The following is a 14,634-nucleotide window of genomic DNA, read 5'->3' as shown; positions in this document are numbered from 1 at the left end:
CCTGCCACCCGTGCTCCAAACCCCAACAGGCGGAACAAAACCGCACGGCTCGATCCCGCTATCTGAATGTCACAGGGCGTTTGAAATTCCGGGGTGTTCGCTATCGCTCAAGCCCCCGGCTACTTTCTTTCATCCCTTTGGGATGTGGCTTTCGTGGAGCGAGCAACGGAAGTGAGTGATAATCTCATGACACGATTGACTTGCTCAGGGCTTCGGTCAGTGCTGATGCCGGAGATCCCGCTGGTCGATCTGGTCTACTTTTGGTTCGGCCGGAATCGATGCGGGCGCCGTTGTGAGCGATTAAGTTGCGGAGCGAGTTTGCCTGCACAAACCAATTCAGTTCAGAGAAGGGCTTGTTGTTAGAGGCCAGTGAGCGACCAATCCAGTTAACGGTGGATTCGCTCTTGAGTTACCGTTCTTTGTTCGGGAGTTCGCCACATAGAGACTGGGAGTATTACTCCCAAAGATTCCACATGGCGATGAAGGCACCCTGGCGAGAATGAAACGCAGCTATTCGAAATTGCCTGATAGGCGATTGTGCGTAATGCTCGAGTTGTTCAGGAGAGAACACGTCAAGGTCAACTCGTTCACTGACAGTGAGGTAATTTCGCCAAATTATCTCAAGTGATTCCATTGCGGCCGAGTGTGTGTGCATGGAGATTTTGGTTGAAGACAAGGGCTTCGCGGCATTCTTTGCTGGTGTGCCTTTTGGGCTGCGGTTTCTTCGCAATTGTCCTTCGAACGGAGCCAGAGGGCGACTTTGGTTCAGGCGTTGCGGGATTCTCGGGCGATGGTCCACTCGATGGCGGCGATCAGGGCGCGGGCCTTGTTGAGGGTTTCTTCGTATTCCGAGTCGGGGTTGCTGTCGGCGACGACTCCGCAACCGGCTTGCACGTGATACGCCCCATTTTGGTGAACGATTGTGCGAAGGGCCAAGCAGGTGTCCATGTTGCCTCGGTAGTCGATGTAGCCCACCGCGCCACCGTAGGGGCCGCGGCGATGCGGTTCGATCTCATCGATGACCTGCATCGCTCGGACTTTGGGGGCGCCCGAAACGGTTCCCGCGGGCAAGCATGATTTGAGGGCATCAAAGGCATCGAGGCCTTCCCGCAGTTTGCCTCGCACTTCGCTGCTGATGTGCATCACGTGGCTGTATCGCTCGATGACCATGATCTCGGTCAAGTCCACGGTACCGAATTCGGCGATCCGGCCGATGTCGTTGCGACCGAGGTCGACCAGCATCACGTGTTCTGCACGTTCCTTGGGATCGGCTAGCAAGTCTTTTTCAAGAGCCCTGTCTTCTTTTTCTGTCGCACCACGGGGCCGCGTTCCGGCCAGTGGTCGCACTGTGACCTCGCGGTCTTTGACCCGGCACATGATCTCCGGCGAGCAGCCGACCAGGACGCATTCTGGGTTGCGGACAAAGAACATGAACGGCGACGGATTGACGACACGCAGCGAACGGTAGACCGCGAAGGGATCGACGTCGCTTTTGACCGTCAGTCGCTGGCTGGGGACAACCTGGAAGATATCGCCCGCGCGAATGTATTCGACACAGTGGCGAACTGCGTCGCAGAAGGACTCGCGGGTGAAGTTGGACTCGACTGGCAGCGGTTGCCGTTGGTCTTCTTCGATGATTTCGTCCACGCGAAGATCCGGTGGGCTGGTCATCAGACGTTTGATCGTTTGGTCGACTTCTTCGGCAGCGGATTGGCGAGCGTCGGAAATGGCGGCAGAATCCGTTTCCTCATCGATGCCGCGGCAATCGGCCAAGGAGACCACTGTGATGGTTTTGTCGACGTGGTCGAACACGCACAGCGTGTGATAAAAGGCGAAGTTCAGGTCGGGAAGGTCCCGGTCATCTTGGGTGGTGTCCGGCAAGTCCTCGACATAACGGACAACATCGTAGCCCGCGTACCCGATGGCTCCCCCGATGAACGGAGGCAGCCCGTCCAGGGTCGCGGTTCGGTCCTGGAAACTTTGGCGAAAAGCATCCAGGGGATCGTCACACTGGGATTCGACGACTTCGCCGGTGGACAGGTTGGTTCGCCGGACGGTGTTGCCTTTAGCCGTGAATCGAGCCAGGGGGCGTGAACCCAAAAAACTGAATCGCCCGACTTTTTCGCCGCCGATCACGCTTTCGATCAGAAAAGCGGGGCCGCCATCGTCCAGGTGCATGAACGCGGTGACAGGGGTCAGCGTATCAGACAGCAGGCGTCGGTAGACGGGGACGAAGTCGAACCGACGGGCCAGCGATTCGAACGACGAAAGCGGCGGTTGGTGCATGAGGTTTCCAGTCATGAAGTTTCGGCGCGTTGGGGCGTTCCGATAGTGTGAAGTGCGACGGCGGGCTTGGAAACCGGGTTGGCCAGCGATAGAATTCCAAGGCGTGAACGAGTCCGCCTCTTCGGGCGGTCATCACGGAGCCGTGATGCCGACCATGACAGCAATCGTGCCGCGAAGTTCGCTTCGCATCGCGAATTCCGCATCGTGCCACGGAACCAGTGTCACGAAATTAGCGAGCCATCCTGCGAGACTCTCATGAAATGCCAGTACTGCGATAAACCGGCGACTTTTCACATCACCGAATTGACCGAGCCCGACGGGCCGAAAGTGCTGCATTTGTGCGAGCATCACGCTCGCAATGTGTTGCAAAAGGGCGAGCCGACGCCGGTTTCCAGCGTCGCCGGTGCACTCGCCAAACAATTGCAATTGGGCCAAACCAAAGAAGAATTGCGGAAGTTGGACCAAAAAGAGTGTCCCGTTTGTGGGATCACCTTCTTCGAATTTCGCAATTCAGGACGGTTGGGGTGCCCCCTGGATTACGACTTCTTTGAGGCCGACTTGAAACCGCTGTTGCTAAACATTCACGACTCATTGGAACACACCGGAAAACGCCCCACTCGAGCGGCCGCCACAGCGGATTCGCAGGCAGATTTGATTCGTTTGCGAAAAGAAATGGAAGCCGCGGTCGAACGGGAAGAATACGAGCGCGCGTCGGAATTGCGAGATCAAATCAACGCGATCCAAGGCGAGCCAAAACGGCGAGGGAACGCGACATGAAAGAAGCCACCGACCTGTCGGTGTTGGTCCAAAAGAGTGGTGAATGGTTGCGTGGCACAGGCCCGGAATCCGACATCGTGATCAGCAGCCGAATTCGTTTGGCCCGTAATTTGGCGGGATTCCCCTTCATTCGAAAATGCAGTCCCGAAGACCGCGAAAAAATCGAACGCCAGGTTCGCTCGCGGCTGGAGAATTTGCCCGAATGGGATGAAATTCCGTATGTCGACATCGCGACGTTGAGCGAAGTGGATCGACAGTTCTTGGTCGAGCGCCAGCTCATCAGCCGAGAAATCGCGGATTCCGAAGGCAGTCGTGCCGTCGCGATCGATCCCAGCGAGCAATACTCGGTGATGATCAACGAAGAGGACCACTTGCGCATTCAGGTGATGCACAGCGGTTTGGATCTGCTGAGCGCTTGGGAACAAATCGACCGCATCGATGACGCGATCGAAGGCGAAGTGCTGTACGCGTTCCACAATAAATTCGGCTACCTGACGGCGTGCCCGACCAACGTGGGCACCGGTCTGCGGGTCAGCGTGATGCTGCATTTGCCGGGTTTGGTGATCACGCAGCAGATCGAAAAGGTGTTCCGCAGCATGCAACGGATCAACGTGACGGTGCGTGGTTTGTACGGCGAAGGGTCGCAGTACACCGGCGATTTCTATCAAGTCAGCAATCAAGTCACGCTTGGACACACCGAAAAAGAATTGTTGGAAATGGTTGGCCAAGAGGTCGTGCCACGGATCATCGATTACGAACGCAAGGCACGCGAATTTTTAATTGAGAAGGGCCAGCAAGACCTGCATGACGACGTCAGTCGGGCACTGGGGATTCTCAGCACCGCCCGAAAGATCAGCAGCGAAGAAACAATGCACTACTTGTCCAAGGTTCGCATGGGCGTGAACCTGGGGCTGATCGACGACGTGCAATTGGCAACGATCAATAAACTGTTCATCCACACCCAGCCGGCTCACTTGCAAAAGCTGCACGGCCGTGTGTTGACGACCAGCGATCGGAACGTCCAGCGAGCCAGCTATTTGCAACGCCATTTGTGCGGGCCAGCCGGTCGCAGTGACGAACTGAACTGACTTTCTCGAAGATGCGTCTGACTGAATGGATGTATCAAACGCCGACCCAATGAGTGGACAAGTTGCAACGGGAAATCACCGTCAAAGGCGCTCGCGAACACAACTTGCGCGACGTCGATTTGACGCTCACGCGAGGTGAGCTGATCTGTTTCTCGGGTGTCTCGGGAAGTGGGAAAAGCTCGCTCGCGTTCGACACGCTGTATGCCGAAGGTCAGCGTCGGTACGTCGAAAGCCTGAGCAATTCGGCTCGGCAATTCATGGGGCAGATGCCCAAGCCCGACGTTGATTTGGTGACTGGGCTGAGCCCCTCGATCTCAATCAGTCAAAAGTCGACGGGCAACAACCCTCGCAGTACCGTCGGCACGATCACGGAAATCTACGATTTCCTGCGAGTGCTGTACGCGCGTGTTGGCACGGGATACTGCCCAACGTGTGATGTCGAAATCGCGGCGCAGACGACCGATGTGATTGTCAGTCGCCTGCTTCAACTGGCAGCCGATGGGTGGCAGGACGACCGATCGTCGGAGGATTCTGAAGCGGATGCGGATTCTGAAACGGAAGCTGCGATCGAAGACGGAACCCTGTGGGTGATGGCGCCGTTGGTTCGTGGCCAAAAAGGCGAATTCCGCGATTTGTTTGAGGACCTTCGCAAACAGGGTTTCAACCGCGCACGCGTTGATGGCGAAACGTTTCGATTGAGCGACCCGCCATCGCTGGATCGAACCCGGCGGCATGATGTGGAAGTCGTGATCGACCGCATCGTCGCAGGCCAATTGGAACGCCCGCGAGTGGTCGAAGCGGTTGAGTTGGCATTGAAGCTTGGCGAGTCCTCGTTGATCGCTTCGGTGGGCCCGCCCAATGGCGAGGACGTCCCGCCAACGCGTCATGACCAACTGTTTTCATCAAAGTATTCGTGCGGGAATTGTGGCCGAAGTTTTCGGCCACCGACTCCGCAATTGTTCAGCTTCAACAGCCCGCAAGGGATGTGTGCGTCGTGCGATGGGATCGGTCGGCTGTACACATTTGTGCCGGAGTTGTTGATCCCCGACGAGTCGCTGTCGATTCGCAAAGGCGCGATTGCATTGCTCGGCAAGTGGGGCGATCTGGGACGGTATCGACGCCACATTTATCGCGGCGTTGCCGAAGCGATGGACGCGGAGTTGGAGCTCGAACCCGGCACGAAGTTGGAGACTCGCTGGGACGAGTTTCCTGAGCTAGCTCGCCACGTTTGGTTGTGGGGAGCCGACGACTCGATGCAGTTCACTTGGCGAGGTGGACGCAAAGCCAAGAAGTATGTTGGCAGCTTTGAAGGTTTCATTCCTGAGTTGCTTGAGCGCTATCGAACCAGCCGCAACAAGATGCAGTTGCGTCAGTTCGAGAAGTACATGAACACGATGGATTGCCCGGATTGCCATGGAAAACGGTTGAACGACCAGGCTTGCGCGGTTCGCATCTCAACGGGCTCAAAAGACTTTGCCGGCTCGAGCAGTCAATCGCTTCCCGAGTTGTGTGAGCTTTCCATTGATTCGTTGATGGAGTTCTTCAGCGAGATCCCGCTTTCGAAAACCGACGCTCAAATTGCCGGGGAAGCCCTCAAAGAAATTCGCGGACGGATCGGGTTTCTGCTAGGCGTTGGTTTGGAGTATCTGACGCTTGGCCGGACCGCGCCGACGTTGTCTGGCGGCGAGTCCCAACGGATTCGACTTGCCGGTCAAATCGGTTCGGGGTTGTCGGGGGTGCTGTATATCTTGGACGAACCGTCGATCGGTCTGCACCCGCGTGACAACGATCGGTTGATCACGACGTTGACGCGGTTGCGAGACGCGGGCAACACGTTGATCGTGGTCGAACACGATGAAGACACGATGCGCGCGGCGGATACGATTGTGGACTTCGGGCCTGGGCCCGGTGTCAAAGGCGGTCACATTGTGGCGGCCGGTTCGATCGAGGACCTGCGTCGATCGAACGGAAGTGTCACTGGAGCGTTCTTATCGGGAGAACGCGCGATCACGCCCCGTGAAAAGCCGCGGGCGGTGGATCCCGCCAAGCAATTGGCGATTCGTGGGGCACGTTTTCACAACCTGAAGAACATCGACGTCTCCATTCCACTAGGCGTGGTGACTTGTGTGACCGGGGTTTCTGGCAGCGGCAAGAGTTCGTTGATTGGCGGGATTGTCGAGCCTGCTCTACTCAACGCGCTCAATGGTGCGGAAGCGGAGGTGGGGGATCATGATTCCATCGAAGGTCTGGAGCATCTCGATAAAACGATCGCGATTGATCAGTCCCCAATCGGGCGAACGCCTCGCAGCAATCCCGCGACGTACGTGAAAGTCTTTGATGAGATTCGCAATCTGTTTGCGAAGTTGCCTGAAGCGAAGGCACGTGGTTACTCGGTCGGTCGATTCAGTTTCAACGTGGACGGCGGTCGCTGTGCAGGGTGTGACGGCAACGGTGCGACCAAGTTGGAAATGGATTTCTTGGCCGATATCTGGGTGACTTGTCCGGTTTGCCAGGGCCAGCGGTACAACCGCGAAACGTTGTCGGTGCAGTTCAAAGGCAAATCGATCGCCGATGTTCTCAACATGGATATCTCGGAGGCTTTGGATCTGTTCCAAAACATCCCGAAGATTGCTGAAAAGTTGCAGACATTGGTCGACGTGGGGCTGGAATATTTGAAGCTCGGCCAGCCATCGCCAACCCTGTCCGGTGGTGAAGCCCAACGCATCAAGCTCTCACGGGAATTGAGTCGCAGGGACACGGGGCGCACGCTGTATGTGTTGGACGAACCGACGACCGGGTTGCATTTTGCCGACATCGATTTGCTGTTGGGCGTGATCAACCGTTTGGCGGATCGTGGCAACACCATTGTGATCGTCGAACACAACTTGGATGTGATTAAAACCGCGGACTGGGTGATCGATATCGGAGTCGAAGGTGGTGCCGGAGGCGGCCGAGTGGTTGGCGAAGGTCGGCCAGCAGAGGTCGCGAAAGTCGACGACAGCTACACCGGTGCGGCGCTGGCGGAAGTATTGCGGATCAAGCGACGGAAAGCGAAAAAACGCGGTCAGGCGATCCGGGACATCGTTGCACCTCCGGCGAAGTCGCGAACGCACGTGGTGGTCGAAGGTGCGTGCGAGCACAACCTGAAATCGGTCGACCTCGAAGTTCCTCGCGACGCGATGACAGTGTTCTGTGGGCCCAGCGGAAGCGGCAAAAGTTCGCTGGCAATGGACACAATCTACGCGGAAGGCCAGCGACGATACGTCGAATCATTGTCCAGTTACGCTCGGCAGTTCATCGGACAGGTTCAAAAACCCAAAGCGGAACGCATTGAAGGGCTGTCGCCTGCGGTGGCGCTCGAGCAAAAGAACCTCGGGCATTCGCCTCGTAGCACCGTCGGTACGGTCACCGAGGTCTATGACTACTTGCGGATTTTGTACAGCAAACTCGGCACGATGCACTGCCCCGATTGTGCGGTCCCGGTGGGAACGCAAACCCCTGATCAGATCATCGACAAGGTGATGGGATTGCCAAAGGGCACGCGAGCTCTGTTGTTGGCACCGATCGAGGTTCAGTCCGGTGAAGCATCGCTGGCGACTTGGCAAAGCTACCGAGCGATGGGGTATTCCCGTGTTCGCATCGATGGCGAGACGGTGGAATTGGACGATGCGAAAGCACTGGATCCTCGACGGGTGCACTTGGTGCAAGTCGTCGTCGACCGAATCAAGATCTCTCCCGAAGAGCAGTCTCGAATCAGTGACAGCGTGGAGCAAGCGTTGTCGCTGGGTGTCGGCGTGATCGATGTGGCGATCGCGGATTCGGAACAACCCGAACGTGATTGGCACGTGCTTCGGCACAGCCAGCACTTGGTCTGTGAATCCTGTGGGCGTTCATTCTCTCAGCTGACCCCGCACCACTTTTCGTTCAACTCTGGCATCGGTTGGTGTCCGGGTTGCGAAGGTTTGGGAACTCAGACCGGGACCAATCCCGCCGCGTTGATGGGAACGCCTCAAACAACCTTGGCTGATGGTGCGGCATTGCTGTGGCCATCCGTCGATCATGCGGTCAGTCGTTGGATGTTGCGAGCCCTTTCGCGAACGACCGGCATTCCAATTCACCAACCGATTGAATCGTTGACGGTATCGCAGCGACGAATTCTGTTTCATGGTCTGGGGCCGCGTTGGGTCGAAGTTCGGCAAGGCGACACAACCGATGAAAAATCGTCGGCGAAGAACGAGCGAGCCGAAGAGGTTCGCGATCACTTTGGCGAAGGCAACGTGTTGTTCCGGTTCCAGTTCAAAGGGTTTTACCCGGCGCTGGAGGAAGCCTCGCGTTTGACGCCTGGATTGCGAATGCGGTTGGAAGCCTTTGTCGCTGAAATCGATTGCTCGGTCTGCGATGGTTCACGTTTGCGTGACGATTCCGCCGCGGTTCGGTTTCGAGATTTCACCATCGGCGACTTGGTGCATATGCCGCTGGATCGACTGTCGCAAGAAATCGATTCGTGGGAGCTGGATCGTCGCGAATGGAAGATTGCCGGTGAGTTGATTCGCGAAGTTCAATCACGTGTTCGGTTTTTGCGTGACGTGGGGCTGGATTACCTGACTCTGCACCGTGGTGCGCCCACTCTTTCTGGCGGAGAGGCTCAGCGAATTCGTTTGGCGTCGCAACTCGGCAGCGGATTGTGCGGAGTGTTGTATGTGCTCGACGAGCCGACGATTGGTTTGCACCCGCGTGACAACCGGCGATTGCTCGCGGCGCTGCATCGATTGCGTGATCAAGGCAACACACTGTTGGTGGTGGAGCACGATCACGATGTGATTTCAGGAAGCGACTACCTGTGCGACTTTGGACCACGCGCCGGTCGGCATGGCGGTCGCGTCGTTGCCCAGGGCAAACCCGATTCGGTTCAGCCTGCCGGTGAGTCTGTCACCGCACCGTACTTGCTCGGTGAAAAACAGATTGAGTTGCCCGCGGTTCGTCGTCCGGTGATGTCCGATTCGGGCAAGCCGATGGTGGAGTTCTTGTCCGTCAAAGGTGCTCGTGAGAACAATCTGCAAGACGTGGACGTCGACATTCCGCTGGGTGTGTTGACTGCGATCACGGGGCCCAGCGGCAGCGGCAAGAGTTCGTTAATCAACGACATCGTCTACCCGGTTTTGGCAAGACGACTGCATCGGGCCAAGGTGAAACCGGGGCAGCATGATGGCATCGATGGGCTGCGTTATGTCAACAAAGTCATTCGAGTCGACCAGTCGCCGCTGGGGAATTCACCGAGCAGCAACCCGGCGACTTACACCGGGGTGTTTGATTTGATTCGGGCCGTGTATGCGGAATTGCCTGCAGCACGCGAGCGTCGATTCACGCCCCGGACGTTCAGTTTCAATGTGTCGGGCGGTCGTTGTGAGTCTTGCGAGGGCAGCGGTCAGCGTAAGATTGAAATGCACTTTTTGCCTGACGTTTGGGTGCCCTGCGATGATTGCGGCGCTCGGCGATACAACGAGGATGTGCTGGAGGTCAAGCTGCACGGTCAGTCGATTGCAGACGTGCTGGAAATGCCGTGTGGGGAAGCGGTCGAGTTGTTTGCTTCGCATCCTCGGATCGCTCGCGTCATTCAAACGCTCTGTGATGTTGGGTTGGATTACGTCACACTTGGCCAGTCCGCGCCGACGTTATCGGGAGGCGAAGCTCAACGCGTGAAGTTGGCGGCAGAGTTGGCTCGTCCAGCAACCGGGCACACGATTTACTTGTTGGATGAACCGACGACCGGTTTGCACTTTGGTGACATCGAAAAGTTGCTTGTCGTGATGCAGCGTTTGGTCGATCTGGGCAACTCGGTGATCGTGATTGAGCACAACTTGGACGTGATCAAGTGTTGCGATTGGCTGATTGACATTGGGCCAGGCGCCGGCGTGCACGGCGGCCAAGTCGTGTTCACGGGAACGCCAGAAGGCTTGGCGGCAAAGGCGGATCCGGCCAATCGCGAAGCGGATGAATGGGTGTCTTCGACCGCGCCGTTTTTGGCCGATGCACTCCTGGGAACTCGTACCGCTGAGCCGCGAGAGGTCTTGGATTGGCAGCCGACCGTCAATGGTCATGTGGCGGAGCGGCGTGCAGCGAATGTTTCGGCGCCATCGGCCGTCATGAAACCTGATCCGGTTTTTCGGGTCGATTCCTCGGCGCAGGTTCCGGTGGCGGACGTGCCGTCAGAGACCGATTCCAATGGCGATGAGGCTTCGGCAACGATGCAGCCCTGGCGAGTATTGGGACGTCGTTGGCACACGTTGCCGAAGGGGTTCCCAGAGAACACGCCGCCTCAGTGGCCGTTGGAATTGGTGGAAAGAATGCTGGATCTGTTGTCGAATGTCGCAGGGGAAGGTGCGGTCGAGTACCCTGCCCCGGACCGTGTCTCGGTTCGGTTAGAATCGGGCGAGGAGGACGCCCCGTTGCCTCATTGGGCGGAGCTTGAAACCAAGGTGAGCGACTGTGTTCGGTTGAAACTGCGCGGGCCCCAGTCAGCGATTGATTTGGAACAATTGTTGGCTTTGGATGTGCTTCAGTCCCGTTCTGACACCGGCACTTTGGATCTCAGTGATGCCGAGCGTGTGACCCTGACATTTCATTTGACTGACGTGGATCATGCACGCAGTCGCAAGCTGAAAACGTTCTTGAAAACGCACTTGGATCGGACTCGGTCCTCCACTTGACGTGTTGACGAAGCGACGGGTTTGAGCGACAAACCCGAGTCACGCACATCTGAAACCCCCATCTTTCCACCTTGAATCGGTTCGTTCTTGCTCATGGCCAAATCGACCAGCAAAAGTTTGGTGATCGTCGAATCGCCCGCGAAAGCCCGGACGATCTCGAAGTTTTTGGGAAGTGGTTACCAGGTCGAAGCCAGCGTCGGGCACGTTCGCGATTTGCCAGGCGGAGCCAAGGACATCCCCAAAAAGTACAAGAAAGAACCTTGGGCTTATCTTGGGGTGAACGTCGAAAAGGACTTTGAGCCGGTTTACATCGTCCCGGCGGACAAGAAGAAGCAAGTCGACAAATTGAAGGCCGCGCTCAAGGATGCAGACAGCCTGTATCTCGCGACGGACGAAGACCGCGAGGGAGAAGCGATTAGCTGGCACCTCTACGAGTTGCTCAAGCCCAAGGTGCCCGTCCACCGGTTGGTTTTTCACGAAATCACGAAAGAAGCGATTCAGCACGCGTTGGAAGACCCTCGCGAAATCGACGATGGTTTGGTCCGAGCCCAGGAAACTCGCCGGATTTTGGACCGGTTGTACGGTTACGACGTCTCGCAATTGCTTTGGAAAAAAGTGGGACGCGGTTTGTCAGCCGGCCGTGTTCAGAGCGTCGCGGTCCGGTTGATCGTGCAGCGTGAGCGGGAACGAATTGCCTTTCACGATGCGACCTACTGGGATTTGGAAGCCATTTTCACGACCGAAAACGGCGACTCGTTGCCCGCGATGTTGGCGACCGTCGACGGCCGCAAGATCCCCACCGGGAAAGATTTTGATTCGACCAACGGGCAGTTGCTCAACCCACAACTGTTGCAAATGGACGAGCAACAGGCCAATGAACTGAAGCAGAAACTGGAGAAGGAGAGCTTTCGAGTTGCCAAGGTCGAAGTCAAACCGTTCACCGAACGACCCAAGGCACCCTTCACAACCAGCACGTTGCAACAAGAAGCCAACCGGAAGCTTGGCTTCACCGCACGTCGCTGCATGCAAGCGGCCCAGCGTCTGTATGAAAACGGTTACATCACTTACATGCGTACTGACTCGACCACGTTGTCGAAAGAAGCCGTCAATGCGGCGCGGGATTTGGTACGCAGTGAGTACGGTGAGAAATTCTTGCACGACACGGAGCGAGTCTACAAAGGCAAAGTCAAAAATGCCCAAGAGGCTCACGAAGCGATTCGTCCTGCCGGTACTCCGTTCCGCGTTCCCAGTGCGGTGCAGAACGAATTGGATCGAGATCAGTTCCGACTGTTCGAGTTGATTTGGAAACGCACCGTTGCCTGCCAGATGGCTGACGCGAAAAAGCAACGCATCAGCGTCACGATTGAAGGCGGAGGCACCACGTTCACCGCCAGCGGCACGAGCATTCTGTTCGAAGGTTTTTTGCGAGCCTATGTCGAAGGCAGTGATGATCCCGAAGCTGAACTCGCCGACAAAGAACGTCTGTTGCCATCCGTCGATGAAAACGATGGTTTGTCCGTCGCGTCATTGGACCCCAAGAGTCACACAACACAGCCGCCGTCTCGTTTTAGCGAAGCGTCCCTGACTCGTACGTTGGAAGAAAAGGGCATCGGCCGGCCCAGTACTTATGCGTCGATTATCGACACAATCCAGCGTCGTGACTACGTGTACAAAAAGGGCAACGCGTTGGTGCCCAGTTGGACTGCGTTCAGTGTCATCCGGCTGATGGAAACCCACTTTGAGCCACTGGTCGATTACGACTTCACTGCTCAGATGGAAGATTTTCTGGACACGATCAGCCGCCAAGAAGCGGAGTCACTGCAATATCTGAAACGATTCTACTTTGGCGATGAGGCCGAGCCTTCCGTCGAAGAGAAAGCCGCGATCGGGTTGAAGCCTCGTTTGGAAAGCAAGATCGAAGAGATCGATCCTCGCGTGACCGCCAAGTTCTCGCTGGGGGTCCCGACCGAAGGCGAGAATCGAGAAGAAGTCTTTGTGCGGGTTGGGAAGTACGGCCCGTTCTTGGAGCAAGGAGAACGCAAGGCTCCAATCCTGGATGGGATGGCGCCCGATGAAATGACGCTCGCTCGTGCGATGGAGTTGTTTGAGGATGCTGCACGGGAAGATGAACCTTTGGGAGTTCACCCGGAAACGGGCAAGCCGATCTACATCAAGGCCGGTCGTTTCGGGCCGTATGTCCAAATGGGCGAGAAGGACGATGAAGAAAAGAAGAACGCGTCGATCCTGAAAACCATCGCCGTCGAAGATGTCGATCTGGAGATGGCGTGCAAGCTGCTTTCGTTGCCGCGTGATCTCGGTGAACACCCGGAGATGAAAGAGCCCATCATGGCTCACGACGGACGCTATGGACCGTATGTGAAGTGCGGCAAGGAGACTCGTTCGTTGCCTGCTGATAAGTCACCCTTGGATGTGACGTTTGAGGAAGCGATTGAATTGCTCAAGCAGCCGAAGACTCGGGGGCGTGCGGCACCCAAGGAGCCGATCAAGAAGTTCGAGCAGCCAAGTCCGGTCACCGAGAACGAGATCAAAATCTTGGAAGGCCGCTTTGGTCCTTATGCGACTGATGGCGAAACCAATGCTTCGATTCCTCGCGGGACCGATCCGAAAGAGATGACCTACGAGGCCGTGTTGGATTTGTTGGCGGAGCGCGCTGCCAAGGGACCAACCAAGAAAAAGAAAAAGAAGAAGAAGGCTGCGAAGAAAAAGACGGCGAAGAAAGCAGCGAAAAAGAAAACTGCCAAGAAGAAGGCCGCCAAAAAGAAAACTGCCAAAGCCGCTACGAAGAAGAAAGGCATCATCAAGAAGTCCTCTTGAGATGCACTCACGAAGCAGACGCCCTCTTCTCGGACGAGGGCCTTCGTCGGTGATGGGGGCTTCGCCGGAGAGGCTGTGTGGTCCCACGCTCACCGGCTTGTTGATTGACTCGAGTTCCCAACCCGACGCGTGAGTTTTGAAGTTGCGCTTTTGAGTGAGGCATTGGTTTTTTCATGAACCGACGCGTCAGCGAGGCGAAGTCAACATCGTTTTTCCCTCGCTAACGCCGCGGGTTATGAGAAAGCTGACGCTTCGGGTTTTGAGAAAAACGCAACTTCAAAACGCGTGAGCGAAGGACTCGCAGGCTCGTTGCGATGGCACCCGATCCATCGCCAGCGCGATTGCTTCATCTGCCCGTCACGTTTCGGGTTGTGATTTCGCGGCCGGTTTTTGTTGACCAACGGCCAGCATCAACCCACTCGTTCGGGATTGAATTTGGCGGTCGGCCATCCAACGAGAAAGATCGTAAGGTTGTCATCAAATTGGGATCGAATCCGGCGTGGATTCTGGCCGATAAGAAAGCAACAGCGGCTTTTCAATTTGCACAGATGAATTGGGCTGGGCTTCTGTGCAGAGGGTGTCTGCTCTCGGCCCCCCAAGCGGTGCGAAACGTACACGCGTCGGAAGACGATTTTTCAGAAAAATCGTTGCACGCCCTAAAGTCGCTGAAGTGAATGGCCGATCAATGCCAATGGAATGATCTGTTGTGATCTGCTTTTCCAACAATTCGCCCGTTTCACACACGTGAGAGACGGGCGGCACCGGTTGCAATGATCGGTCACAAATGCTCCTCAACGAAGTGTGAAACATGGACGCCACACGTCAGGCGACAAGATAGACTTACCGGCCGACCCGCTAAAGCTTTATCAACTCTTTGAAAGTCTTGAATCCGGAAGTGGCAATAAACTTAAAAAGTTTCTGGAGGAAGCTGCCTTTAAATA

General features: G+C 56.4%; 4 protein-coding genes and 1 pseudogene. 4 read left to right on the top strand and 1 reads right to left on the bottom strand.

The genetic code is table 11. The features are described from left to right. Positions 1-765: 765 nt before the first annotated feature. Positions 766-2,301, bottom strand: coding sequence for an anthranilate synthase component I (gene trpE / locus ACF8AM_RS18595; RefSeq protein ID WP_392557086.1), 1,536 nt, complete (start codon positions 2,299-2,301; stop codon positions 766-768). 240 nt (positions 2,302-2,541) lie between these two features. Here trpE and ACF8AM_RS18590 point away from each other — a divergent pair, with 240 nt between their 5' ends. The 4 genes and pseudogenes from ACF8AM_RS18590 to topA all read left to right on the top strand — a co-directional run. After that, positions 2,542-3,063, top strand: a complete 522-nt coding sequence (locus tag ACF8AM_RS18590; protein WP_392557085.1) for a UvrB/UvrC motif-containing protein — start codon at positions 2,542-2,544, stop codon at positions 3,061-3,063. Further along, a complete protein-coding gene (locus tag ACF8AM_RS18585; RefSeq protein WP_392557084.1) occupies positions 3,060-4,151 on the top strand; it encodes a protein arginine kinase in 1,092 nt (363 codons plus the stop codon). The genes ACF8AM_RS18590 and ACF8AM_RS18585 overlap by 4 nt, the downstream gene beginning before the upstream one ends. Positions 4,152-4,204: 53 nt before the next feature. Then, positions 4,205-10,858: an excinuclease ABC subunit UvrA gene (uvrA, locus tag ACF8AM_RS18580; RefSeq protein WP_392557083.1), complete on the top strand. Its 6,654-nt coding sequence runs from the start codon at positions 4,205-4,207 to the stop codon at positions 10,856-10,858. A gap of 93 nt (positions 10,859-10,951) precedes the next feature. After that, positions 10,952-13,537: pseudogene (topA, locus tag ACF8AM_RS18575) on the top strand (type I DNA topoisomerase); the annotation flags it as partial. Positions 13,538-14,634 lie beyond the last annotated feature (1,097 nt).

It is taken from the genome of Rhodopirellula sp. JB055, assembly GCF_043100905.1.
Taxonomy (GTDB): Bacteria; Planctomycetota; Planctomycetia; order Pirellulales; family Pirellulaceae; genus Rhodopirellula.
The sequence above is the reverse complement of the archived record's forward strand: the minus strand, read 5'-3'. Positions and strand labels throughout refer to the sequence as shown.